This window comes from Woeseia oceani, from assembly GCF_001677435.1.
Lineage (GTDB): Bacteria > Pseudomonadota > Gammaproteobacteria > Steroidobacterales > Woeseiaceae > Woeseia > Woeseia oceani.
Genome location: NZ_CP016268.1, coordinates 393691 through 419003, shown reverse-complemented (window position 1 = coordinate 419003; position 25313 = coordinate 393691). Strand labels below are relative to the sequence as shown.

Sequence of the window (25313 nt, the reverse complement as noted above, 5' to 3'; positions counted from 1 at the left end):
TCGTAGAACACTTGCCGCTCCTGGCGCTGCTTACCTGTACATTCGTGCTCGCCGCTTGCGGTGCCAGCCCGGTACTCACTGGCGTCGATGTTCTGGCGCGCGACGATTTCCGGCCGCTTGCCGGGCAACGCGTTGCGCTGCTTACCAACCACACCGGCATCGCCCGCGACGGGCGAAGCACGATACAACTCCTGCACAGCGCCCCGAACGTTGAGCTGGTCCGAATATTCAGCCCCGAGCACGGCATTGCCGGCACACTGGATGTTGAGCACATCGATCACGGCGTCGATCAACTGAGCCGAATCCCGGTATTCAGTCTCTACGGCGAGACGCGCCGGCCAACTGCCGAAATGCTTGCCGGTATCGATACGCTGGTCTTCGACATCCAGGACATCGGCACCCGCTTCTACACGTACATTTCGACCATGGCAGAAGCCATGCGGGCAGCGGCCGAACACGGTATGCGCTTTGTCGTGCTCGACCGCCCGAACCCCATCAACGGTGTCGACGTGAGCGGGCCGGTTACCGACGAAGGCAGGCAATCGTTTGTCGGCATTCATCGCATTCCTGTTCGGCACGGCATGACCGTTGGTGAACTGGCGCGCTTGTTCAACGCTGAACTGGACATCGGTGTCGACCTGCAAGTGGTCGGGTTGCAGGGCTGGAAACGCCAGCAGTATTTCGATGCCACCGGCCTGCGCTGGGTGAATCCGTCGCCGAACATGCGCAGCCTCACGCAAGCGTTGCTGTACCCCGGTATTGGTCTGCTGGAAACGACCAATCTGTCGGTCGGGCGCGGGACCGCGACACCGTTCGAAATCATCGGCGCACCCTGGCTGGATGGCGACAGGCTTGCAAGCCAGCTCAATGCGGCCAAGCTCCCGGGCATTCACTTTGCGGCGACGGTGTTTACGCCCGATGCCAGCAAATTTGCGAACGAACTCTGCCACGGTGTGCGTTTCACCATCACCGACCGCGCGCGCTTCGATCCGCTGCGAACCGGTTTCGAGATTGCCCGGCAACTCGCATTGTCGTACGGGGAAGGTTGGGAAAGTGATCGCTACCTGCGACTGCTTGGCAATGAACGCACATTGCAGGCGGTTCGCGCGGGCACGCCGTACGCAGGAATACTTGCCGTCTATGCTGACGAGCTTGGCGCATTTCGCGAACGTCGCGAGTCCTACCTGCTGTACCACTAATGCGGGCCTTTCGCCCATCAAACGGCGAGCGGATTGCAGCTGGGGTTCAACCGCCACCGTACTGCGACTCCAGGGCCCGTCGCTGCTCGCTGATCCAATCGTAGTAATCACGCTGTTGCAGACGACTGGCCGCGGCATCGTCAATGAGCACCGTGGCTTTCTCGTGCAACTGCAATGCGGTCGCGGGCCACATCGCTGACACAGGGCCTTCGATCATTTGCTGCACGGCCTCCGCCTTGGCCTCGCCGGTTGCCAGCAACAACACCGCAGCGGCCTCCTGAATAGTGGCAATGCCCATGGTGATTGCGATCTTCGGCTGCCGTGCCGGGTCATCGAAATAACGGCTGTTGCTTTCCAGAGTCTCACGGGTCAGCGTTTTCACCCGCGTACGTGAACGCAGGCTGGAGGTTGGTTCGTTAAAGCCGATGTGACCGTTGCGGCCGATGCCGAGTATCTGCAGATCGATTCCGCCCGCGGCCCGAATTGCCGCTTCGTAAACCGGCCCGACCGAATCGGGATCGTCTCCGTCGGCGCACACGGGGAGATGCGTGTTGCTGTGCAAGATATCGGTCTTGTCGAACAACTCGCGGTTCATGTAATAACGATAACTTTGCGGATCATCGGCACCGAGACCCACGTATTCGTCGAGATTGAAAGTTATGGCTTTGGCGAATGACACCCGGCCCTGCTCGTAGTCCGCAACCAGCCGCCGGTACATTGCCAGCGGCGTGCCGCCGGTTGCGAGGCCCAGCACCGCGTCACGTTTCTTGTGCAGCAACGTCCGTACCCGACGCGCACCCTCGGCAGCCACTGCCGCGCTGTCTCTCAGGATAACGATATCCATACGCAGTCAGTGACTGTGAATTTGCACGTCGCCGTCGATCCAGCTACGGCATACGTTCATGTCGGCATCGAGTTCGATCAGGTTCGCGCGGTAACCTGCTTTGAGGTAACCGAGCTGATCATCAACGCCCAATGCGGCGGCCGGGTACGCGGATGCCATACGCAAGGCTTCGAAGCGGTCGAGCCCGGCGAACGTGCTGGCGTTTTTTACCGCCGTGATCATGCCAATGTCCGCACCCGCCAGCGTGCCGTCCACCGTCAGGCAGCGCCCTCCCTCGGCGCGAACGGCAACACCGAACAGGTCGAATGTTTTCCTGTCCGAACCCACACTGGGCATCGCATCGGTAACCAGCAATGCCTTGCCCTGTGTCTTCGCGGCTACGGCAATGCTGAATACCGCGGGGTGCACGTGGTGACCGTCGGCGATAATGCCGAAGTAACTGTCGCGATCTTCCAGCGCTGCGCCGACCATACCCGGAGCGCGGCTTTGCATCGGCGACATCGCGTTAAAGAGATGCGTGAAACCGCGCATGCCTGCGTCGAGCGCCTGGCGGGTTTGTTCGTAAGTGGCCGCGCTGTGACCGCCGAAAACAATAATTCCGCTGTCACTGAGCCGGCTGATCAGTTCTGACGCCACTGTTTCCGGCGCCAGCGTTAGCAATGTCGGCCCGGCACGAGACGCCTCGATGCGTGCAACGGCCGCGTCATCCATGGCCCGCATTCGACCCGCATCGTGGACCCCTTTGTAGCGGGGGTTGAGGTACGGGCCCTCAAGATGAATACCGATGATGCCCGGTACCTTTGCCGCAATCGCATCAGTAACAGCAGCCAGCGCGGCATCCACAACGTCGTCGCTATCGGTGATGAGTGTCGGCAGGATAGCCGTCGACCCGTATTGCCGGTGTGCGGCCGCGATGGTTCGCAGCGCATCGACCGTTAGCGCGTCGTTGAACAGCACGCCACCACCGCCGTTAACCTGCAGATCGATCAATCCGGGTGCGAGCAACCGGCCGCCGATGTCGTCGATAACGTAGTCGGCCGAAAAACCGTCGGCGGTATCGATCACATCGACTACCTGGCCATTGGCGAGCAACAGGTCTTTGTCGCGGTAAACGTTCTCACCGTCAAAAAGCCGGCAGTTTGTGAGTCGTTGTTTCATGCTTCGCCTGTCACGTTGCTGAATTCTTATCCGGGCTTCCGCTGGTCTCGCTCATTGGCAATGATCGGGTATCCAGCACGCAGGCCAGCTGACCGGCGGCCAGCGTTACCAGCGAACCGATCAGGGCGTACCACGCCCAGAACACATTGCTGCCGAACGCCACCAATGATAGTACGACGACGCCCGTCACAAATCCCGCTAACGCATGGGCCTGCTGCACACGCGTTGTGAATACCGCCAGGAAGTACATGCCCAGCACCGGGCCGATGGCGAAGCCGGCAACTTTCAGCACATTAGCGACGATGCTTTCACTCGACTCCAGCATCCCGAACAGAATCGCAAGACCGGTTTGCACGATGCCGAAGAAGATGGTCGCCGTGCGGTTCGCGCGCATTTCCGAGCCAGGTTCTCGTTGCCGCGAGCGCTTGTACAGGTCATTCATGAACACGGCGGCAGAGGCGTTGAGTGAACTCGACAAAGTGGACATCGCCGCGGCGAAGACGGCCGCCAGGGTCAGCCCGAGCAAACCGACTGGCATGTAGTTGACGATGAAGTAGGCGAACAGCTGATCGCTCTTCATCGCCTGCTCTCCACCGGTTACACCGGTGGTTTGAAACAAGGCCGCGAGTCCGATACCGATCAACAGAAAAACCGCGAACTGCAGCAAGACGATGAAACCACTGAGACCCAATGCAATCGCCGCTCCGCGCTGACTTTTCGCCGACAGGTAGCGCTGCACCATCAATTGATCCGTGCCGTGCGTCGCCGCGGTCAGGAAGGCGCCGCCGGCCAGCCCCGCCCAGAACGTCATGGTCGGGTGCACCAGGCTCGGGTTGAAATCCAGAAAGCGGAATTTGTCCCCTGCCTCGGCGAGCGCAATGATGTCGCCCAGTCCGCCGGGCACAGCGTCAGTGATAATGACCGCTGCAATCGCTGCGCCCAGCATGTAGATGATGAACTGGATGCAATCGTTCCAGATGACAGACTTCGCCCCGCCGATGAAGGTATACAGAATCGTGACGCTACCGATCGCTATCACACTCATCGTCAGGTCCAGACCCAGCACGATCTGCAGGGCCAGCGCGGTCAGGAACAGGCGCAGAGAATCGCCGGCATTGCGGGTCACGAGAAACAGGGTCGACACCATCCGCCGGCTGAGCCGGCCGAAGCGCGTCTCCAGCACCTCGTAGGCAGTGAACGGCTTGCCCTGAAAGTACAACGGCAGCAAGACGAAAACGACAAACAAGCGGCCGACGATATAGCCGATGGTGATCTGCAAAAAAGTCAGGTTGCCACCGGCCGCTGCGGTAATGCCGGGAATGCTGAGGAAGGTAACCGTGCTGGTCTCTGTCGCGACAATCGACAACAGCAAGGCGGCGCTCGGCATGGAACGATTGCCGAGGAAATAGTCAGCCGACGATTGCTTGCCGCGGCCTATCCACAAGCCGATGGCCAATACCAGCAACATGTAGCTGACAATGACAACGGAGTCGGTGAGACCTATGCCGATATTCATTGCTCGTCCGTCTCCCGTGCATTGTTGACTGCAGCTTCGTTGTCGGCATTGACCTGCATGCCGCGCAACACCGTCACATCGGCATAGTTTCGTGGCTCGAATGCCCGCACCGTGCCATCCGCGGCAAACAGCGGAAACAGGTAAACCGGTTCCAGTTGTGCCTGCCAGTAGCCGGCAGAAGCCTGATTCACCGTTACCCGCAAGTGTCCGTAGTGGATACCACCGTCGATCAGCATGCCGTTGTCATCGTACTGTTCCGGCGCATCGGCCGCGGCAGAAAACACCCGGTACGGATTGCGCACCTCACGAGCGGCGCCACGCAAACCGTCACCACCAATTCCGACGACGTAAAAATGCACGGCATGTTCTGCACTGCCGCCGCCGGGCAGCACCTCGGTACCGGGCACCACAGAATGCTCGTAGAGTTCATCGTGACCACTGAACACGGCATCGACACCGTAACGTGAGAACAGCGGCGTCAGCGCCCGCAGCGGTGTGCCCGGCAGGTAGTCCTTGCCCTCGCCCAGCCCGGGCGGCAAGGCATGTACGCCCGATGAATACGGTGCGGCATGGAACATGACAAACGTAAATGCACTGTTCTGCTGCGCATGTCGCAAACGCTCTTCCAGCCATACGTATTGGCGAGAGCCCGGATTCCAGGCCGGCGCGACACCACCCTGACTTTGGTCACGTAAGTACCAGTTCGTGTCTGTATCGCTGCGGTGCGGGACGCCGTCATTGCCATCGATGACAATCAGGCTGACCGGGCCGCGCTGGATTGCGTAATAGGAACCCTGGTGTGCTTCATTGTCAGCACCGTTGTCAGGGAACGAAAAATAGCCTTTGTACTTTTGGACGGCACGCCGACTCGCATCCGCACCGTAATCACCGAATGCGCCGGGCCCGGCAAAATACTCGTGATTGCCGAGCGCCGGATAAATGGGTGTGGTGGCCGCGATAGCCGCATTCAGTCGCCAGAATTCATCCCAGTCGCGCTGCTCACCGCCTGATTGCACAAGGTCACCCGCGATGGCGATAAAATCCGGTTTGGCATTGGCCATCACCCGCAGGTTCTCGCGATAGCCGGTGTCCTGATCAACAGGGTATGGCCGTTCGCCGGGCGCATCGTCCCAGCCGCCCCAAGCCGACGGCTTGCCGACCGATTCCGGCTCCGTCTCGCTGTCGGCATAGACGACGAACCGCAGTGCTTCATCGGCCGGGCCTGGTGTACGAAATTCACCACTGGCCTGCTGGCCGTTCTGCACGACGGTGTAACGATAAGCAGCGCCCGGCTGCAGGTCTGACAATTCCACGACGTGTTTGAAAGGCGCTGTGGGCAAGCGGCCATTCTCAAGCGAGGCCAGCTCTCTTGGGTGGTAGCCGAGCTCGCATGCCGCGGCTGGCGTGGTCTGTATGACCTGCACGACGCCGCCGTTTTCCTCGCCGGCAAGCAGGCTCAGCTCTCCCGCCGTTGCGGCATCGCTGAACCAGATCACGTTCATGGAAGTCGACGTCGGGTTTTGCAGGTAAGGCTGCACCCTGAAGCCGGCGTACTGCGCGCGCGCGGACTCGACGGGGAGCGAGGCATAGTCGCCGACCCGCCGCATCCAGCCGGCAAGCCAACGCGCCTCGTTACGCTCCGGCGGTGCGAGTTCGACCCGTTGTCGCAGCCGCGCGGCGGCGGCCGCGCTGAACTGTTCGACGAGACTGCCGGTCGCATCTCCGTCTGCGCGAGCGGCAACGATGTCACTCAGCACCTGCATCAGGCCCCAGCCTTCACCGGCATAGCGTTCCCGGGGATTGGTGCCCAGACCTTTGAAGTTCACGTAATCAATGACCGCGAAACGCCCCCCGGAGGTCTGCATCAAGTCCTGCAGTAGCGCGGTGAGTGCCCGGTAGTCTTCGGTCGGCAGGTCAATCTCGCTCCAGCGCCGACTGAAGTTGTCGACGATGTACTGCGCTTGCTCGGTAGCGGTTGCGGCCAGCCAAAGGCGTAGCTGCAGCATGTTGTCGGAATCCAGCGCCGCTTCGAATCCTTCCCGGTCCGCCCAGGGAGCGGCAAACGGTTCGAGTTCGGCAAGCCAGTCCGGCATTACTGCGCAGGCATTCTCATGTGCGTTGAGGTAGCTCACCAGAGCGGGAAACGATTCGTCGAACGGTGCATCGACGGTGGCAGGAAACCAGATGAAATGACCGATGCCGAGCGACGGAAAATCCTCGCCAGCCCCCCAATGGGTCAGGTAGCGCGCCTGGCCGCGGGTTTCGTTCTGGTAGATGCGACTTGCGATCCAGCGCATTTCGGCCGCATCAAGCGCCGGCAGGAGCAAGGCATCATCCGACAACGAAGTCGCTGGCTTGCAGGCGCCGAGAAGCAGGATCGCTGCCGTCAACACGGCCGGTTTTATAAGTTTAAGGATGGGCTGTTTCTTCCAGAGCATGGCTTTAAACGTATCAAGCCCCTGCCTTAACGGAAAGACAGGGGCCTGAGTACGATAGCTGTCACGGCGCAGCCGTGCAGCTGTTTAGCTTAGAACTGGTACTTGACCGCCAGCTGGATTCTTCGCGGATTGAAGAAATCCTGCGGGAGTCCGTAGTTGTCATTGTTCACACGTGGCTCGATGTTGTACCCGGTCTGACGATCGAACACGTTGAAGATGTCCGCTCGCAACTGGATATTCTGATCACCAAAGACCTGGAAGTTGTGCGTGTAATTCAGGTCAAGCTGCCAGTGAGCCGAGGTCGTACGAGAACCCGCAGGCTCCGAGTAACGGATCGTGTCGCTGGTGCTGGAAGTGAGTGCCCGATAGACTTCGACGTCCCATGACTCCCACGGCTGACCGGACTGATACACAAGGTAGGCACCGGCTGAACCGTTCCAGTTAAACAGGTAGTAACCGTACACCTTCAGCATGTGGCGACGGTCCCCTTTCAGATTGCCGTCCTTGAAGTCCCACAACTGACGTCCTGCATCGTCACCGATGTTAGACGAACCGATGAAAATGTTCTGATCGTTGTCCGTAGTGGTGTTGTCCTGATCGAAGTTACCGTAGTAGTGACTCCACACGTAGGAACCGCGCAGGAACAGGTTGTCGAGATTCCACTCGGCTTCGACGCTCGCCTCGTAGTACTTCGTATAACCACCATCGAGCTCGGCGATCACGTAAGACGAACCGCCGATTTCAGCGCGGATGTCGTCCAGGTTCGGAACGTACGGCTCGCGGGGGATACCAGCCGGCGGGTTGTAATCAACGCGCGCCGTGTTGTTGGTGTCTTCCCAGAAGTGACCGCCCTTGCGGTAACGAACGTGCGCACGTACCACGAGGTCGCTGTTGACGTCTTTCGTCCAACCGACCAGGTACTCGTCGATGGAACGCGGTGTCAGGTCGTCATCGAAAACCTTGCCCGAGGATGAACCCACCGGATCAACTTCGATGAAGTTGCCGTTCTGATCGAAATTGGCACGAATGCTGCGACGCAGGTTTCTGTCCCACGATGCGGCGCGAGCCAGTGACGAGGCCGACGGGTTGTACTTCGCGTAGTTAACGTACATGGAACTGGTGTCGGAGTAATCCCAGTTCACGCCGAGGCGTGGCTGGATCATGTCTTTCCAGTCCACTTCGTACATCTTGTACACGGAGCCCGGTGACGGGGTCAGCCCGGTCAGCGGATTGGATGAGTCTGCAGCCAGACCCTGGCCGTACAGAACGTCATTGCTGAACAGAACGCCAACGTTGTAAGTCCAGTCACCAACTTCGATCGTGTCGTTGATCTCGAAGCTCTGCATGTCAACCGTGGAAACGATCGGCGGAATCGCCGCGCCCCCACCGGTCAGCAGACTCATTTGCTCGAACGTCGCCTGGAAGAAGATCGGCGTAACACCGTCAGTTGCCATTACGCGGCCACCGGGCACAGTGATCGAACCCCAGCCATTCGAAGTACGTGACAGCTCTTCCTCAATGGTCTGGTACTGGTAGCCAATGTGCAGATCATGAGTAACATTGCCCGCGTAGAACAGGCGGTCGTAGCCGATTTCAAAGCTTTCCCGCATGAAATTCTGGTCATCGAGGGTACTGCCACCGCCAACGTTACCGCCGCCGGTCGCAACACCGCCGTCACTGTAGCCGTACTGGTCAATGTAAGGCTGAATGAAGGCGTTGTACGCCGTTTCGCCGGCTATCGGAGTGGGAACCGTGAAGTTACCCAGCTGATCCAGCGCGTTAATGTTCAGCGAATCACCCTCGGCGATCTGGAAACCGAACAATGTGTCAGGACGCGATGAGTTGTCGTTCTGGAAATGCGTGTACTTGAAGTTTATCGCGTCATCGTCGGTGACAATCCAGGAGCCTTCAAGAATGGCAATATCCAGCGTGGACTTGTCGCCTTCGGACGTTGAAGCAGCGCCGAACGTGCCGACACTGCGATTTCTAATCTCGTGCTCAGACGTGCGGAAGCTGCCATTCAGCAGGATGTTGTCAGTCGGCGAAAAGGTCAGTTTGCCGAAGAACTCGTCACGCGAGTCGTCAAAATCACCAACCGGGCCATACGCATTGGCGGTGTTGTCGCGGGTTGCGGTCGGCGCATAGTAAGACGTGTAGAAATACAGACGATCTCGCAAGATCGGGCCGCCGAAGCTGGCTGTCAGCCAGTCTTTGTCTTCATCGAACTCCAGCGGGTTGTCGCCGGTTTCGCGGTCACCGGTCAGGCTCGCGGACTGCATCTTGTAACTGACTTCGCCAGTGAATTCGTCCGTACCGGACTTGCTCACCGTGTTCATCAAAAAACCGCCAGAACGGTTGAAGCCTATAGCTTTGGCACCACCGCGAACGATGGATACCTGCGCGATATCGTGCGAGGAAGGATCGGCAGACAAAGTACCGAATAGCGGCAGAGAAACGTCAACGCCGTCGAACTGGTAACCGTTGTCCTGACCGCTGCCGCCGGAGCTGGGGCCACGAACGGTGTCTTCACTGTATTGGACGCCCGGAATGAGCTTCATCAGATCGCGGTATTCCTGACCGACAGGCAATGCGTCAATGGTCGCCGCATTCACTGAGTTCTTGAGCGAGGCCTGGCCCGTATCGGCGAGCGCCTGCGTGCCCAGCACCATGATTTCTTCCATCTGTGCCTGGGCGACGCCCATGGTGACATCGACTTCGGAGTTTTGCTGCAGAATTACCGCGGCATTGCGCACCAGAGTAGAGCCATCGGGGAAGGTGAAACGCACTTCGTAATTACCGGGTGGCAACAACGGCATGCGGTAGCGACCGCTGGCGGACGAACTGGTCGTGCGCGCCTGCGGCAGTACATTACTGCTCGCGGTGATCGACACCCCGGCCACACCGGCACCGCTGCTGTCGGTGACCTTACCGCTGATATCACCCGTTTGCTGGGCGAATGCCGGCGCTGCGAAAAACGCGAGGCCAAGGGCGAGCACTGCCCACACCCGATTCAACTTGTTGCGAAAATTCGACCTTTCAGCCGACCATGGTTGTTGACGCATGACGTCCTTTCTCCCAAGTCCACACCGGACTTTCTCAGAACTGGAATTGATATCAACGCGTAAAATATCGTTCGGCGCTGAAAAGTAAAGAATTATTTATTCCACACAGGTTGCACCGGTGAGATTGGGCCAGATTCTGTGCCGTGAGCGCAACATTTTCCGGCCATTTGGAATAACATATTCGCCCACAGTATGCCCCTGACGGGCCAAGACAGCCATAAACGGTACCTCACACATGCTTTTTCGTTATTTCCGAGCACGGAACGCCCGTATTCCCGTCGCCCTGCTGGCCGTCGCGTATTTGCTACAAGGTTGCGCAAACGGCGCCCCGGTTCGCGCAGATTCCGCGAACTACAACAGCCGAATTTCCATCATCGTTCTGCACCACACGACCGCCAATTTCGGCGACTCGCTGCGTATCCTGACCCAGCCTTCAAGCCGCCCGGTCAGCTCGCACTACCTCATTCCCGAGCCTGACGACGCCAGCTACACCGACAAGGAACTCAAGGTATTCCAGCTCGTTCCGGAAACTGGCAGAGCCTGGCATGCCGGGCACAGTTACTGGGGTGGGCGCACGGCGCTCAATGACCAGTCGCTGGGTATCGAAATCGTGAATCAGACGTACTGCCATTCCAGCCCCGCGATAACGTCGGCGACCGGAGCAGAAACCGAGCGCCTCTGCTTCTACCCGGACTTTGCCGAATCGCAGATGCAACTTGTCATCGAATTACTCGATGACTTGCTGAAGCGGTATCCGGATATTTCGCCGACCAACATCGTCGGCCATTCGGACATCGCGCCGGGCCGCAAGATCGATCCGGGTCCGCGCTTCCCGTGGCAACGCCTTTACCGGCTCGGCTATGGCGCGTGGTTTGATGACGAAACAGTCGTTCGCTATTGGGAACAATTCCGCCAGCAACCCATGCCACTGGACAATATCCAGCGCGCCTTGAACGCTTACGGCTACGGCATCGAGATAAGCGGTGAACTGGACGAGCAGACCCGGGACGTGATCAGCGCGTTTCAAATGCATTTTCGCCCTTACCAGGTAACCGGCGAACCGACCCTCGAAACGACCGCCACTCTTTATGCGCTGATTGAAAAATACTTTCCTGCACGCCTTGAAGAACTGTTGCGCACAGAGGTCGCCCCGGCACCAGAGGCAATGCCGGCCGACATCGATACCACTGACCGCTCGTGAGTCTCACCCGGCTTGCCGACACCGGCATGACACGCTATCGACAGCGCGGGCGGCGCCGTGACTGACGTCCTGACGCCCGAATTCTGGATCGGGAACACGGCGAACGTTGACGAGCGGTTGTTAACGGCAGCGCAGATCAGCGCCATGAACGAGCGCTCTTTTGCCACGACCCGCTCGCTCGCCGACCTGCGCGCGTTTCCGACAACACTGTCAGCGGCAGAATTAACAGCGATGCTAAGGCGGGTCAGTCGTATCCCGCATGAGACGCACTACTACCGAAGCGGCGTTGCGTTGCAGCGCGACGACTATGCGCGGTACGAGGCCGGTTTGAACATCCCCGGTATCGCGGATCGCAATCCCGTTCGTTTCGGCCTGATTGTTCGTCGCACCAGCATGCGTCGCTACCCGACAGACGACATCGTCAGCAAGACCACGGCGCCGCAAGACTTCGATCGCTTTCAGGAAAACGGCCTGTTCCCGACGGACAGGGTTGCCGTGCTGCACCAAAGCAAAGACCGGGGCTGGCTGCTGGTACAGAGCTACAACTACCTCGGCTGGGTGCACGCCAATGCCGTCGCCATCGGTGAGCGGGATCAGGTGCTCGAATCACCCGAGAACACCGGGTTCTTGCTGGTTACCGGTGCCAAGATCTACACCACCAGCAACCCCGCCTTGCCGCAAACCTCCGGCATACAGCTGGACATGAGTATCCGCCTGCCACTCTACAGCGGCCCGTGTAACGTTCCGCCGAACGCACGCAACAACCACCACATCGTCGAACTCCCCGTGCGTGGCGAGGACGGTCTGTTGCGATTCGCGCCGGCCCTGATCCCGCAAGATGCCGACGTGCACCCGGGTTACCTGAGTTACACCCGACGCCACGTGATCCGTCAGGCGTTTTGCTTTCTGGGTGAGGTCTACGGCTGGGGGCACTCGCGCAACAGCCGCGACTGCTCCGGGTTTGTCGCCGAGATCTACCGAACCTTCGGCATCTATTTGCCGCGCAATTCGGACGATCAGGGTGCCAGTCCGATTGGCGAGAACCTCCGTTTCAGCGACCAGAGCACGAACGATGAGAAACGCGCTGCATTGCGCTCGCTGCAGGCGGGCGATCTTATTTACACGCCGGGCCACGTCATGCTGTATCTCGGCGCGATCAACGAAGAGCCGTACGTCATACACGACGCGAGTGCGCTGAACTACATGACCGGAACCGGCAGTTTTGTGCGCAATGCACCAGGCGGCGTTTCAGTATCGCCGTTCCTGCAACTGCACAGCGATGAATCGCTCAGTCACCTGCAAGCTATGACGGGCATCAAATGCATCCGCTGACCGGCACTCTGCCAGCCAATTCCACACGGCCGAACAGGCACGTTGGCGGCAGACGATAACTGCATCGCGGGAGCTGACCGACGCCAGGGCCCGTCATCGCCCGGTCGGCGCGAGCCACCCGCTGCAGGCCGGTTCCCCGGGCGCGTCAGCCAACAACCCCGGCGCCTGGCGTGTCCCGGGCCCGCGGCCCCGCCACAGCGGCCGCTGGCGCAGGCCGGCCACTTATGAAGCCGACTTGCGATAGAATCCTCCGATCCCACAGGCAGGGACTAACGATAAGGAGCACGCATTGGCCACCGCACGCGGAGAATTCAGTTCAAGAATCGGTTTCATACTCGCAGCAGCGGGTTCCGCGATTGGTCTCGGCAACATCTGGGGGTTCCCGACACAGGCGGCCAGCAACGGCGGTGCCGCATTCTTGCTGGTGTACCTGGTATTGGCGTTTTGCCTCGCGTTTCCAGCGCTGATGGCCGAGCTGATCATTGGTCGCCATGCCAAATCGAACGCGGTTGCCGCATTGCGCGGCATAGCAAGCGGTGACTTCACCCGGCGACTCGGTGCTGGCACCGGCTACATCGGGATAGTCACGGCGAGCCTGATCCTGAGTTTCTACGGCATCGTCGGCGGCTGGATGATCGCCTACGCGCTGGCAGCCGTTACGGACATACTCGGCATGCCGGATACATCCGCCTGGCTGACCAACTTCTCGCTGGAACGCAATTTACTGTTCGTCAGCGTGTTCATGGTTCTGACCGTGGCGATAATCTGTGGCGGCGTCCGCGAAGGCATCGAAAAGTGGTGCACGCGGCTGATGCCGGCATTGATCGCGATACTGGTGTTGCTGATCGTGTACGTACTGACTCTGGATGGCGCCAGCGACGGCGTCCGGGCCTACCTTGTACCGGATTTCAGTCGCATCACGGACCCGGCATTAATACTCAGTGCCATGGGCCAGGCGTTCTTTTCGATGTCCCTGGGCGTCGGCACCATGCTTATTTACGGCTCCTATGTCAGCGACCGCGAAAACATTGTATCGCTGGGACGCTCGGTCACTTTGTTCGACATCGGCATAGCTGTCACGGCAGGCATGCTGATTGTCCCGGCCATGTACGTCGCACAGCACAACGGCGTCGAAATTTACGATGCCGCTGGCCGCTTGATCGCGGAAGACACGCTGATCTTCACGGTACTGCCGGAACTGTTCAACACGATGGGCGTCGCCGGACTGGTGGTCGCGCTGGCATTTTTCCTGCTGATGGCCGTGGCCGCGCTGACCTCGTCGATCTCCATGCTCGAAGTGCCGGTCGCGTACGCAGTGGAGAGCCGTGGCATGAACCGCAAGCGTGCGACATTCATGATCGGTGGCGCCATACTTCTTGTCAGCTCCGTGCTCATTTTCAACTTTGGCACGCTGTTCGGTTTCGTCGTTTCCCTGACGACCCGCTACAGCCAACCGCTGCTCGGTCTGTTGATGTGCGTGTTCGCCGGCTGGGTCTGGCAGCGCAGTACGGTGATCGAAGAGATACGCAAAGGTACAGACGGCAGCGACAACGGCTTGTTCTGGAAAATCTGGCCCGGCTACGTGCGCTTTGTCTGCCCTGCCGCAATCCTCGCCATTTTCGTGCAACAGCTGCGATAGCCGTTAACGTGTGAATTGCTCGTGCGTGGCTGCCTGCCGACCGCGGTTGTCAATGCAGTGATTCACGGCAGCATATTCGACCTGTCTTCGATGACCGGCTTCCACTGTTGTGTAGTTCACAGTGCTTTCGCAGCTGCAAACCGACCACGTGGTGCCCCAACGAATAACGGGTCACCAGATCAACAAGCTCATTGCCAAGGATACGGCGCACTGACAGTGACACCGCGAGCTTCCAGCAGGCGTTCAATGATGCCATGCCAGGACTTCCAGCTCGTATTGCGGCGATACGCGTGCTTGGTCTTGTGCGCGAAGACAAGCTGCAGCTTTGGAAAGACAGTAAGCCATTGACCCCGGGAACCGCGCCCGGTGTACGCGCCTTCGAACGGTCCGGTAGCACGCGGGCCATCCCATACCCACCACATGTACCCGTAACCAAAGTAGCGGTCACGAAGTCTGGCCGGGTTCATTTTTTCCAGCGGTGTCACTGTGCTGACGATACGTTGCGCCCATTCGCCGGAGGTAATATCCACTCCGCCCCAGCGGCCCTGATTGAGCATGAGGTGACCAATACGTGCCATGTCGCGGGTCGACAGGTAGAAGTGATAAGCGGGATATCGGGATACTGTCGGATTGTGACTTTTGCTGTGTAAAGAGCGGTCCCAGTCTTCCAGTTGCAGGGGGGCCGCGAGCTGGCGATCGAATTCATCGTAGATATTGCGGCCAGTCAACTGTTCGAACACAGCCCCTGCCGCATTGAAATCCCAGTTGGAATAGAGCGTGTACTCCCCCGGGCGTTGTGAACCGCGGCCGGGCGCGTCGGCCAGATGGTCACCGCCATTTGCCGCCGGATGATAAACACCGGAGCGCGAAGTCAACAAATGCTCCACAGTTGCTTCTTTTTCGATCGGCAGCAAACCGCCAACGTCGTCGATTCCGAGCTCGGCCAGCGTTGCATCGAGGTCTATGACACCCTGTTCAACCCACGTTCCATAAAGGATTGAGAGTATGCTCTTGCGCACGGACGCGATAATTGACAGCTCGGCAACATCACCAAACGAATAGACAACACGTCCACGTTCAGCGACAACAACGCCTGTCGTGTTGGAGTTATCGGCAATAAACCGGGTCAGCTCATCAAGCGCTTCGGCATCCCAGCCATACTGCCCAAGTTCGGCTTTCTGGACGAACTCCCAGCTATCTCCCGGAAACACCATGCTGTCCTGCGTCGCGTCGGCCGCACACAGGGACGTTGCCAGCAGTAACGCGCAGGCAAGAACGGATCTTGCCCTCCAGTCTTTTGACATAGCGGTTCCTTGTCTTATTGCCAGTATCCGTACAGGTGTCTTTGTTGCGGCCCACACTATGTGGTTACGGAGTGCCTCTGTCAGGACAGGTATTCACGCCCGGCGCGAACAGCAAAAGCAATTGAGCTATGGGCATTTGCCGCCATCCTCCCAACCTTGCCAGCCGGGCCCGCGGACCACGCGACCCGGGGTCGCACCCGTGTGCTCAGCATCCCGAAGCACAGGCGTGCCGTTGACCAGAACGTGCTGCATACCGACGGCGTACACAGCCGGTACTTCAACTGTCGCGCGATCAATAATGCTCTCGGGATCAAACACGGCGATATCGGCGTAATAACCTTCCTGCAATCGTCCCCTGTCGCGCAGCCCCAGGGTCGCCGCGGGCAGCGACGTCATTCTCCGAATAGCATCCGCCAGTGGCATAGCGTCGAGCTCACGAACGTAGTGCCCCAGAACACGTGCAAATGTTCCATAAACGCGGGGATGTCCGCGGCTGCTTGCGGATTTTTGCGTGATCGTAGCCGCCGCACCGTCCGAACCGAAACTCATCCACGGCAAACCAATCTGCCGGCGAACGTTATCTTCACTCATGAGGCGGTAGAGAACCTCTACGCGTGAGCCGTCCTCGACGACCAGGTCCATCATGGTTGCTTCCGGCGTGGTACCGCGCTCTTTCGCTACGTCAGCCAGCGTACGCCCGGCCAGCGGCCGCAACGCTTCGCTTCTGAAGCTGGAGAAGATCACGTTCCCGGGGCCACCGGACGCGTAGTAGAGATTTTCCCAACCATCGCCAGGTTGCTGCATTTCCGCCGCTACACGTGCACGTATCGCCGGATCCTGCAGGCGTTCACGCCAGCTGGCGAAACCACCCTTCCGCACCCATGTCGGCATGGCCGCTGACAAGCCGGTTCCCGCAACTGTATAGGGGTACATATTGGCGGTGATACGCAAACCTGAGGCTCGCGCTTCTTCGATGCGTTCAATGGCCGCATCCAGTTTTCCCCAGTTATGCTGGCCCGCCTGCTTTAGATGAAATATCTCGGCAGGCGCGCCACTGCGGCGAGATATGTCAATCAGTTCGTCGATCGCTTCCAGCAAACGGTCGCCTTCTGACCGCATGTGGCTGATATAGATGCCACCGCACTGCGCGGCTTCACTGGCCAATGCTACTAACTCATCGGTCGACGCATACGATCCCGGCGAGTAGATCAATGCCGTACCGACCCCCATCGCACCTTCCAGCATGGCCTCGCGCACCAACGCGCGCATCTCGTACAGCTCTGCCTCGTCAGGTTCTGCATCACTCTGCCCAAGCACGTTGACACGTACAGTTGACGCGCCAACGAAAGAAGCAACGTTGGGCGACACGCCACGCTCCACAAGGGCATCCAACGCTCCACCCAGGGTCGAATACGTCACCTTGCGGCTCTTCTGCATAGCACTCGTATAGGGCCCGTTACTTGAGCCCTCGCCCATCACCTCGAGCGTGACGCCTTGCCGGATGTCGCTTTCACCGCGACCGTTTCGCGACAGGGTTCGATATCCCCAGCTCAGCATATTGATAAAGCCAGGTGCGACCGCAAGCCCTTTGGCATCGATCACTTCGCGTGCTGTTCCGGGCGCCTGTTCACCCACATAGGCTATACGGTCTTTGCTGATCGCGAGGTCGCCGAGGTAGCCGTCTGCGCCCGAACCGTCGTATATCGTGCCACCGCGAATTAGCAGGTCGTAGTCATCCGCGGCAACCGCCGGACTGAGAACGAAAGTAAAAGTAGCAGCAACAATAACGCTGCTTACGCTATACAGACTCATGAACTACTGCCTTTCCTGTCACAGACAATCTTGCCCGGTCGTTCCTGACACACACGAAACATGCATTGACGAGGTCGCCATTTTTAGAAGTACAGGTAGTAGTCATAAGCCGCTCGACTGATATTGGCTATGATGCGTTCGCGCGCAGCCAGGCTACCCTCATCAAGTTTAATGAACACCGCAATGGCAAATTTGCTGCCGTCCGGCAGCTCGACGAGTCCTGCATCATTCGCCATGCCAGCAAGTGTTCCGGTCTTGTGCGCAACGGGCGTATTTTCCGGCAGCCTGCCAGCCAGCCGGTTTTTGCCGCTGGTCGCTTTGTCCATGATATCGAGCAGGATGTGTGTCGCCTCTGCCCCCAACGCTGCACCTGTCTGGATTTTTTCCAGCAAGTCGACCATTGCCAGCGGTGTGGAACTGTCCCTGGGATCCGCGGCAAATCGACGGCGCACGGACAAGACGTCAATTTTTCTGCCTGTTGCACGACGCTCTCTGGCCGCGTCCTGGATATTCTGCCGATAGCTGCCCTCGCCGGGTTTTACCCCGTAGGCGCGGTACAAAAGGTGTGCAACGTTGGAATCGACCCGTTGCCCCTTGATGCCTATCGACTTCAACCAGTCGTTGACAGTGTCCACGCCACCGATCTTGCTCAGCAAGACATCAGTCGCAGTATTGTCGCTGACCGTTAGAGCCAGGTTGATAAGATTTAGTACCGACAACATGACACCCGGATGGTGCCTCGCCATCTTGTCTATACCGTCAGATGGCACAACCAGCAACGGATCAACCATCACCATTTCTTGCAGGGTGATTTCGTTGCGTTCTGCCATTGCGAGCGTTGCACCTGCTACCGCGATCTTGAAGGTACTCGCCATCGGGAAGCGCTGACGCAGGTTATAGCCGATGGTTGTGTCACTACCAATACGTCGCATAGCGACACCGACCTCGCCTTTAGTGCCGGCGGCTATGCGCGCAATCTCCGCCTCCAGCCGCTCGGCCGGTGTTGCTGCCTGGACGAATACCGGACTACTTAGCAGTACCAGCGCGGCAAGTGCCGTCCACATGCCGATGAATGCCCGGTAGGTGTCGGCGAACGATCGCCTGGATTCGTTATGCATCAACTGAGACCCTGAATAACTGACAAAGCACCTTTAACACGGCATGCCCGGTAATCACCGGGCATGCCGCCCTGACCAAAACCGTGTAACGCGAGGCAATCAGAAGCTGACGCGTGCGCCGACACGGTAGTAACGACCGTAATAGTCATACAGGGCCGGGTTGTTTGGCGTGTAACCCGTTGACGGATTCAGCGGCGGCTCAGCACCGAACAGATTGCGAATACTAAGGCTCAATCTCACTTTCGTATCGCTGCGGTCAAGACTGATCAACTTGTTCAGGGAGAAGTCGAAATAGGTCCTGGAGGAAATATGGCGGTCTTCAAGATACCAGTCCGGATACGTCTTGCTGTATGCACCATCGCCGACATGACGTGCCGCCATTGAGGTCTGGTAACCGTTCACGGCGTACGTCGCCGTGACCCGGCCTCGCCAATGCGGCGAACTCGCGTTACCCGTGCCGACTACGCCCGCCGCATCGTATGAAGTAATGCCATCGTCGTAGCTGAGTCTGGACTGATAACTTACGATGGCCCGCACGGTGAGATTGCCGTCCAGGCTGCCAACAGCCAACGGTGCCTTGTACACGGTCTCCAGATCGTAACCTTCCGAGATCCTCTCAGCGAGGTTCACGTTCACGCGATTGATAGTATCGATTCGACCATCGCTGTCGCGCGTTATCAGATCGCATAAACGGGCATTTCCATCCATGCAGCGATTGAGTATGCGCTGCACAGTCTCCGTCGTAACGTAGCCATCGACACCAATGCGATGGTAATCAAGAGACATACGCAGCCGGTCTGTCCATTGCGGCGTGTAGACGATACCGGCCGTTACGGTCCGTGCCGTTTCCGGCTCCAGGTCCGGGTTCCCAGAGCGCTTGTCAGTAATACGATAGACCTCGTTGAGCACCGGGTCCGAGATGTTTGCGGTGTAATACAATGCTTCGGTAAACAACTCCTCCATCGTCGGCGCACGCATGTCATCGGACAAGGTAGCCCTCAGGCGGAATTCGTCAGTAATATCCCAGGTCGTACCAATCTTCCATGAGTGCAATGAGCCACTGTTGGTGCTGTAGTCGAAATAGCGAGCAGATGCATTCAGGTCCAGCGAGCGCGCGAACGGCTTGTCGACCAGCAGGGGAACGACCGTCTCAACAAAGGCCTCCCGTACGTTCACTTTGCCACTGAAAGGCAGAAAACTACCCGTAGTCCAGCCACTGGCTGCCGATATTTCATCGACTGTCGTAACCAAACTATCGCGACGGTACTCGGCACCAAACGCTACGGACACAGGCCCGGCCCAGTTGCTGATTGGCTCACCTTGCACGGTCGCCGCGATCACGTCCTGCTTGGTCAGATGATTGCGCCAAGCGGAACCATGTACGTAGTCCAGTGCCGCGAGACTCGGTGAGCCTTCACCGAACAAATTGATAGGTACGCAACCATTGCCGGGATCGGCTATAGAGGATCTGCATACGGGGGTGCCATTCGGCCCGATAACTGAGTCTACGGACGCAGTATAGTTGTCGCGGATCCGCGCATTGGTCAACTCGACGTCGTTCGTGTTGCGTCCGTGCTGATAATAGGTGGAAAGTTTCCAGCTATTTGCGAGGTCAAAGTCCGCTCCGACAACCGCACGTATGGTTTCGTTCTCGATCTTGTCGTGAAGGAAACCCATGTCGAGGTTCGCCCGGCCCATACGAAAGAACGAAATACCCTCCGCATCCATACGGTCGGCAATATCGCCCGGCAAGAATGCATTGTCCCGTCGGATGAGCAAGAGACCAGAGTCTGTATGCGGCCAGAAATCAAACTCGGTCGCAGTTACGGCGTAGGACAGCTCCGCGGTCAGCTCAACGTTTTCATTAAGTTCGTATGTTGAGTGCGCGAAAAAATTTGCCCGGTCCAGTGGGTTGCGCAACAGCAGATCCGGCTTCACCATCATCCCGTCACCGCCTACCATGTAAGAACTGGTACGAAAATCTCCATAGTTGAACGGTGCCGATACGCCACCCGGCAGGAACTGCGTGCCCGCAAGTGCGGTGGTCGTGATCAGACCGCCCGGCGTCATATTCGAATGCCGTACGTCTTCAGTGAAAAAGTAGCGGTATTGGCCGTTGGTCGATGTCGCATTCGGGTTCAGCGCCATCTGCCAATGCGTCCAGGGCCGATCACTCTGGGTAGTAATTCCCTTGCTGGTATTGAATTCGGCACCAATCAGCAGGTGGCCGCGGCCGCCCTGATAGTCGCTACCCCAGCCGAATGAGCCGCGGTAACTTTCTGCGTCGCTGTATTCTGAAATCCCTGCCTGTATGCCACCCCGGAACCCCTGGAGGTCATCGTTGAGGATAATGTTCACAACACCCGCAACAGCACCGGAGCCCCAGGCTGCCGACGCACCGCCGGTGACCACCTCAGTTCGCTTGACCACCTCGAAAGGGACCACGTTGATAGACGTATAGCCTTTGTATGACGTTGGGACAAAGCGCCGTCCATCGACCAAAACCAAGGTACGAATTACACCAAGATTTCGCAGGTTCAGAAAGTTTCCGCCGGCGAGATTGATATTGCGGGTTGCGGTCTGCGGCGTGCTCGTTGCGGCAAATGCCGGCAATGTGTTTAAGACGTCAGCGACGTTGCTCTCACCAAATTGGCGCATTTCCTCAGCAGATAGCATCGTCGTTGGAGTTGGGGTGACGAAACCGCTTCGAGTAATTCGCGACCCGGAAACCACGATTTCTTCCGGCGCCCTCTCGTCGTAATCACCTTCCAGATCAAACGAATCGCTTGCTGCGTTTTGCCGTATCGGCTGGGCTTGCGCTGTCGTCTCGGGGACTTGTTCGGGAGCACGGCGCAATATCAGGACACCACTGCGCCCTCTGTCAACGACCAGACCACTGCCCTCAATGAGCATATTCAATGCGTCACTAGCGGTGTAAACGCCTCGCAGTACCGGGGCTGTTTTTCCTGCTACTACTTCTTCTCGGAAGGTAACCTCAGCTCGCGTGATACGCGCGTACTCCCGAAGGCTCTTCGAAAGCTCCTGCGCATCCATGCTGAAATTGTATGTTGCATCCTGCGCAGCAATGACTGCGGGATAAATCCACACAAGAATCGCCAGAAATAGAAATGTCTTACGCGACCCTACCGAACCAGTTCCCGCCTGTTTCATTTTGTCCCCTTCTTGTAAGTCACATACTGATATGGCTTTGTAAGGTTTAGACGCATGACAAACAGTCGGGGACACCGCTTTCGTAAAACTATCGTTCCTTCAGCACTATGCGATCACCATGTTTCTCAACACGAACATCATAGAGAGTTGTCAGTCCCTCAATAAATGCTGCGGTATCACGCGTGGAGAAAACACCGCTAACGTGAATTTCCTGCAGAGCTTCATCACCAATTTCCAGTCTGGAACTCGTGTAACGATTGAGACGTTCCACCGCCACCACCAAAGGCTCATTGGCGAAGCTTACCTGCCCAGCCTCCCACGCCATGGATTTGGACAAATCGGCGGGCTCCAGGATGCTTTCGCCAACTGTCGGTAGAATCAGCTGCTGACCTGGCGCCAGTTGGGTCAGGTGTTTCCTGCTTTCGGCAAGTGCGGGCTTGTTTGACTTCGTAGTCGCGGGTCTATCGAGCACCGTCACACTGCCTTCGTACAACAGTACCCGGATATCGCTTGAAAGTACTTCGACACTGAATGACGTGCCAGTAGCAACGACCAGTTTGTTTCCAGCGGCTACGGTAAAGGGCCGCAACGGATCGCTGACAACATCGAAACGAGCGCGGCCTCGTTCGAGCTTCAGTTCGCGTTCCTTGCCGTGTATTTCCGCAATGACTTTCGTACTGGCGTCCAATGAAACGCTTGATCCATCGGAGAGTACGGCAACCCGGCGCTCGGCCAAACCAGTCTCATACGTTTTCGGTTGGTGCTGAAGCAGAAAGCCCGCGATCAAGAGCTGTGCAGCAAATGCCACCAGCCCTCCGGAAACCAACCAGGCGACCGGCCGAATCAAGCGCTGTGCACGGCCTTGATACTTGCGGTAGCGATGACGCTCTACAGCACCGTCGCGCAGCTCCGCAATTTGCCGATGTTCAGTGAGGTCATCCAGCGCGTACCACGTGGTCATTGCTTCCTCGAGAGCCTGCGCATTGGATGAATCTTCGCACCAACGGTCGAATTCGCGGCGATCACTAATGGTCATATCGTTCTCGACCAGCCGCAGACACCATTCTGCCGCTGTGCGAACCGGGTCTGCTCTTTCCTTGTCGCGTCGTTCCTTCATCTGCTGTCTCTTAACTGGATAACAAGATACCGAAGGGCTTTAGCAACGTGTTTTTTGACTGCGCTTCTGGATATGCCTATCGAGTCGGCAATATCGTCCTGACTCATTCCTTCAAAGCGATAAAGTACGAATATGTCGCGGGTCCTTTTCGGCAAGGCCGAAACGGACGCTGCCAGTTTGTCGATGGCCTCGTGATTTGAAGCGATCCGGCTGGGATCGAGCCACTCAACATGCCGTTCCTCGGTGGTCGCCGCGTTATGGAGATATTCATTGCGAACCTTGCTCCTGCGCGCCCTGTCAGCAAGCAAGTTGCTTGCAACCCGGAATACATAGGCTTCGGCTGATTGCACGTCGCTCGTATCGCTGGTCAACAGCCTCTTGAAGACATCCTGCGTCAGATCCTCGGCTTCGGCCCGGTTATCCACTCTGCGCAGGAAATACGCTACAAGGACCGGCCACCAACGGTTGCTGAAATCATCCTGGACTGCGTGCTGGAACTGCTTCATTTCGACGTTGTTTGTCACGTATTGGCACTCGATGCTACTAAAGACGCACGAGGGACGTGGAGGGACAGCAGTAAATTCAGCAGGCTTTTAACCTGCCCTCTGCCGGGGCCCTCCGGGAATCCTCAGGCTGCGCGCGCACAGCGCAGACAGGTTTCCGCGTCCACAGCCCAGCCGGGGTTGGTAATGGTTCGCTTTAGCGTTGCACGCGACCCGAACCATCGCCACCCATCAGATGCTGCACTTCAGAGAGGCTTACTCGATTGAAATCACCCTGAATCGTGTGCTTCAGGCAGCTCGCTGCCACGGCAAACTCCAACGATTGTTGCCGGTCTTCGTACAGGTTGAATCCGGCAATCAACCCTGAAGCGAAGCTGTCGCCGCCGCCGACCCGGTCGACAATGTCCGTCAGTTCGTAGTGCTTTGACAGATAAAACCCAGCGGCATCACGCAGACAAGCGGACCAGCCGTTGCGATCGGCGCTGCGGGATTCTCGCAAGGTGACAGCAATGGCTGACATGTCCGGAAACTCTTCCAGGACCTTGGCGGTCAGCGCTTCGTACTTTTTGGTATCGAGCTCACCGCTATCGACGTTCACGTCGACGTGAATATCGAGGCATTTCTGGCAGTCTTCTTCGTTCGCGATGCCAACGTCGACGTACTTGACCAGTTCACGCATGACCTCGGGTGCCGACTTGCCGTACTTCCACAGCTTGCCCCGGTAGTTAAAGTCACAAGAGACGGTAACGCCCAGTTGTTTCGCTGCCCGGCACGCTTCCAGCGAAAGGTCCGCCGCACTTTGGCTCAGCGCAGGCGTAATGCCGGTGATGTGGAACCACTTTGCACCCTTGAGTATGGCCGGCCAATCGAAATCACCGGTCTTTGCTTCGCAGATGGATGAATGCGCGCGATCGTAAACCACTTTCGACGGGCGCTGATTCGAACCGGTTTCCAGGAAATAGATACCGACCCGATCACCCTGCCGGATCACACCGGCTGTGTTGACGCCGTGTTTGTGCAATTCGCGGATCGCCGCAGTACCGATGTCGTTGGCAGGTAGCGCCGAGATGAAACCGGCATCCAGGCCGTAATTGGCCAGCGACACCGCCACGTTGGCTTCACCACCGCCGAAAGTGGCTTCCAATTGCGGCGACTGGAAAAAGCGTTCATGGGCGGGTGATTTCAACCGCAGCATAATCTCGCCAAAACTCATGAACCTGGACATTACGCACCTCCTCGGGCTTTGCGGGCTGTAGCAAAAGCCTCTTTCGCAAGTGTAGTTATTTTTTGGTAATCCTCTGCAGCGATTGCTGCCGCGGGTGTCAACCAACTACCACCACATGCCAGTACGGCCGGCACGGCGAGGTAGTCGGCAAGATTGTCGGGTGAAATCCCGCCCGTAGGCATGAAGCGCATGGTGCGAAAAGCGCTGGACAGCGCCTTCAATGCCGGCACACCACCAGCGATGGAAGCGGGGAAAAATTTCACAACGTCCAGGCCCAGGTTGAAAGCGTGCTGCAGTTCGCTTGGCGTAACGATGCCGGGGTACACAGGAACGCCCCGTTCGCGCGCAACGGCCACGACTCCATCATCGAGCCCGGGCGAAACGATAAACCGCGCACCTGCATCGACGGCAGCTTCCGCCTGCTTGGCGTTCAGGACAGTGCCCGCACCGGCAACCATTTCGGGAACCTGGTCCGCAACTGCCTGCAAGCATTCGAGCGCGCGGTCTGTACGGAACACGACTTCCGCTACGGTAAGCCCACCGGCAGCCAGGGCTTTCGAAATTTTGACGGCAGTTGCCGGATTGTCAGATTGCACCAGCGGCACAACCGGCACCGACTGCAGCGTATTGTTGATTTCGTCAGACACAGAACTCACTCCTTAGCGACGGCCCTC

Annotated in this window: 17 protein-coding genes; 4 read left to right on the top strand and 13 right to left on the bottom strand. The window is 58.2% G+C overall.

From position 1 onward, the window contains the following. Positions 1-11: 11 nt before the first annotated feature. Positions 12-1199: an exo-beta-N-acetylmuramidase NamZ family protein gene (locus BA177_RS01820; protein ID WP_197493275.1), complete on the top strand. Its 1188-nt coding sequence runs from the start codon at positions 12-14 to the stop codon at positions 1197-1199. 46 nt (positions 1200-1245) lie between these two features. On the opposite strand, the gene nagB is transcribed toward BA177_RS01820, so the two are convergent. From nagB to BA177_RS01795, 5 genes are all read right to left on the bottom strand, one after another. Then, positions 1246-2043, bottom strand: a complete 798-nt coding sequence (nagB, locus tag BA177_RS01815; RefSeq protein WP_068612220.1) for a glucosamine-6-phosphate deaminase — start codon at positions 2041-2043, stop codon at positions 1246-1248. 6 nt (positions 2044-2049) lie between these two features. Further along, positions 2050-3201 (bottom strand): N-acetylglucosamine-6-phosphate deacetylase, encoded by a 1152-nt coding sequence (gene nagA, locus BA177_RS01810; protein ID WP_068612217.1) that lies wholly within the window; start codon positions 3199-3201, stop codon positions 2050-2052. 10 nt (positions 3202-3211) lie between these two features. Next, positions 3212-4717, bottom strand: a complete 1506-nt coding sequence (locus BA177_RS01805; protein WP_082989776.1) for a sodium:solute symporter — start codon at positions 4715-4717, stop codon at positions 3212-3214. Beyond that, entirely contained in the window at positions 4714-7155 is a 2442-nt protein-coding gene (locus BA177_RS01800) for a purple acid phosphatase family protein (RefSeq protein WP_068612216.1), read from the bottom strand. The genes BA177_RS01805 and BA177_RS01800 overlap by 4 nt, the downstream gene beginning before the upstream one ends. An 89-nt stretch (positions 7156-7244) precedes the next feature. Continuing rightward, entirely contained in the window at positions 7245-10217 is a 2973-nt protein-coding gene (locus BA177_RS01795) for a TonB-dependent receptor (protein WP_068612214.1), read from the bottom strand. Positions 10218-10452: 235 nt separating this feature from the next. On the opposite strand from BA177_RS01795, the gene BA177_RS01790 reads away from it, so the two are divergent. The 3 genes from BA177_RS01790 to BA177_RS01780 all read left to right on the top strand — a co-directional run bounded on the left by BA177_RS01790 (position 10453) and on the right by BA177_RS01780 (position 14389). Continuing rightward, on the top strand, positions 10453-11418 hold the full coding sequence (locus BA177_RS01790; protein ID WP_068612212.1) for an N-acetylmuramoyl-L-alanine amidase: 966 nt from the start codon (positions 10453-10455) through the stop codon (positions 11416-11418). A gap of 57 nt (positions 11419-11475) precedes the next feature. Further along, entirely contained in the window at positions 11476-12750 is a 1275-nt protein-coding gene (locus BA177_RS01785) for an NlpC/P60 family protein (protein ID WP_068612210.1), read from the top strand. 289 nt (positions 12751-13039) lie between these two features. Continuing rightward, the gene (locus tag BA177_RS01780) at positions 13040-14389 is read left to right on the top strand and encodes a sodium-dependent transporter (RefSeq protein WP_068612207.1); all 1350 of its coding nucleotides are present in this window, start codon (positions 13040-13042) and stop codon (positions 14387-14389) included. 188 nt (positions 14390-14577) lie between these two features. Here the strand turns inward: BA177_RS01780 and BA177_RS01775 are convergent, their stop codons facing one another. The 8 genes from BA177_RS01775 to BA177_RS01740 all read right to left on the bottom strand — a co-directional run bounded on the left by BA177_RS01775 (position 14578) and on the right by BA177_RS01740 (position 25286). Beyond that, positions 14578-15693 (bottom strand): serine hydrolase domain-containing protein, encoded by a 1116-nt coding sequence (locus tag BA177_RS01775; RefSeq protein ID WP_068612205.1) that lies wholly within the window; start codon positions 15691-15693, stop codon positions 14578-14580. A gap of 126 nt (positions 15694-15819) precedes the next feature. Next, complete coding sequence (locus tag BA177_RS01770; RefSeq protein WP_068612203.1) at positions 15820-17505, bottom strand: N-acyl-D-amino-acid deacylase family protein; 1686 nt, start codon at positions 17503-17505, stop codon at positions 15820-15822. Positions 17506-17588: 83 nt separating this feature from the next. Further along, positions 17589-18623 carry a class A beta-lactamase gene (bla, locus tag BA177_RS01765; protein WP_082989775.1) on the bottom strand — a complete coding sequence of 345 codons (1035 nt, stop codon included), beginning with the start codon at positions 18621-18623 and terminating at the stop codon, positions 17589-17591. A 99-nt stretch (positions 18624-18722) separates the two neighbouring features. Next, on the bottom strand, positions 18723-21731 hold the full coding sequence (locus BA177_RS01760) for a TonB-dependent receptor (protein ID WP_068612201.1): 3009 nt from the start codon (positions 21729-21731) through the stop codon (positions 18723-18725). A gap of 151 nt (positions 21732-21882) precedes the next feature. Then, positions 21883-22911, bottom strand: coding sequence for a FecR family protein (locus BA177_RS01755; protein WP_068612199.1), 1029 nt, complete (start codon positions 22909-22911; stop codon positions 21883-21885). Beyond that, positions 22908-23435, bottom strand: a complete 528-nt coding sequence (locus tag BA177_RS01750) for an RNA polymerase sigma factor (RefSeq protein ID WP_156762652.1) — start codon at positions 23433-23435, stop codon at positions 22908-22910. Before BA177_RS01750 ends, BA177_RS01755 begins: the two co-directional genes overlap by 4 nt. Before the next feature lie 175 nt (positions 23436-23610). Continuing rightward, positions 23611-24639, bottom strand: a complete 1029-nt coding sequence (locus BA177_RS01745; protein WP_068612195.1) for a sugar kinase — start codon at positions 24637-24639, stop codon at positions 23611-23613. After that, positions 24639-25286 carry a bifunctional 4-hydroxy-2-oxoglutarate aldolase/2-dehydro-3-deoxy-phosphogluconate aldolase gene (locus tag BA177_RS01740; protein ID WP_068612194.1) on the bottom strand — a complete coding sequence of 216 codons (648 nt, stop codon included), beginning with the start codon at positions 25284-25286 and terminating at the stop codon, positions 24639-24641. Before BA177_RS01740 ends, BA177_RS01745 begins: the two co-directional genes overlap by 1 nt. Positions 25287-25313: the final 27 nt, after the last annotated feature.

What these genes read in the sequence shown, in the direction of transcription:
- nagB (WP_068612220.1), bottom strand. Translation starts at nt 2,043, where the DNA reads ATGGATATCGTTATCCTGAGAGACAGCGCGGCAGTGGCTGCCGAGGGT.
- nagA (WP_068612217.1), bottom strand. Translation starts at nt 3,201, where the DNA reads ATGAAACAACGACTCACAAACTGCCGGCTTTTTGACGGTGAGAACGTT.
- BA177_RS01805 (WP_082989776.1), bottom strand. Translation starts at nt 4,717, where the DNA reads ATGAATATCGGCATAGGTCTCACCGACTCCGTTGTCATTGTCAGCTAC.
- BA177_RS01800 (WP_068612216.1), bottom strand. Translation starts at nt 7,155, where the DNA reads ATGCTCTGGAAGAAACAGCCCATCCTTAAACTTATAAAACCGGCCGTG.
- BA177_RS01795 (WP_068612214.1), bottom strand. Translation starts at nt 10,217, where the DNA reads ATGCGTCAACAACCATGGTCGGCTGAAAGGTCGAATTTTCGCAACAAG.
- BA177_RS01790 (WP_068612212.1), top strand. Translation starts at nt 10,453, where the DNA reads ATGCTTTTTCGTTATTTCCGAGCACGGAACGCCCGTATTCCCGTCGCC.
- BA177_RS01775 (WP_068612205.1), bottom strand. Translation starts at nt 15,693, where the DNA reads ATGTCAAAAGACTGGAGGGCAAGATCCGTTCTTGCCTGCGCGTTACTG.
- BA177_RS01770 (WP_068612203.1), bottom strand. Translation starts at nt 17,505, where the DNA reads ATGAGTCTGTATAGCGTAAGCAGCGTTATTGTTGCTGCTACTTTTACT.
- bla (WP_082989775.1), bottom strand. Translation starts at nt 18,623, where the DNA reads ATGCATAACGAATCCAGGCGATCGTTCGCCGACACCTACCGGGCATTC.
- BA177_RS01755 (WP_068612199.1), bottom strand. Translation starts at nt 22,911, where the DNA reads ATGAAGGAACGACGCGACAAGGAAAGAGCAGACCCGGTTCGCACAGCG.
- BA177_RS01745 (WP_068612195.1), bottom strand. Translation starts at nt 24,639, where the DNA reads ATGTCCAGGTTCATGAGTTTTGGCGAGATTATGCTGCGGTTGAAATCA.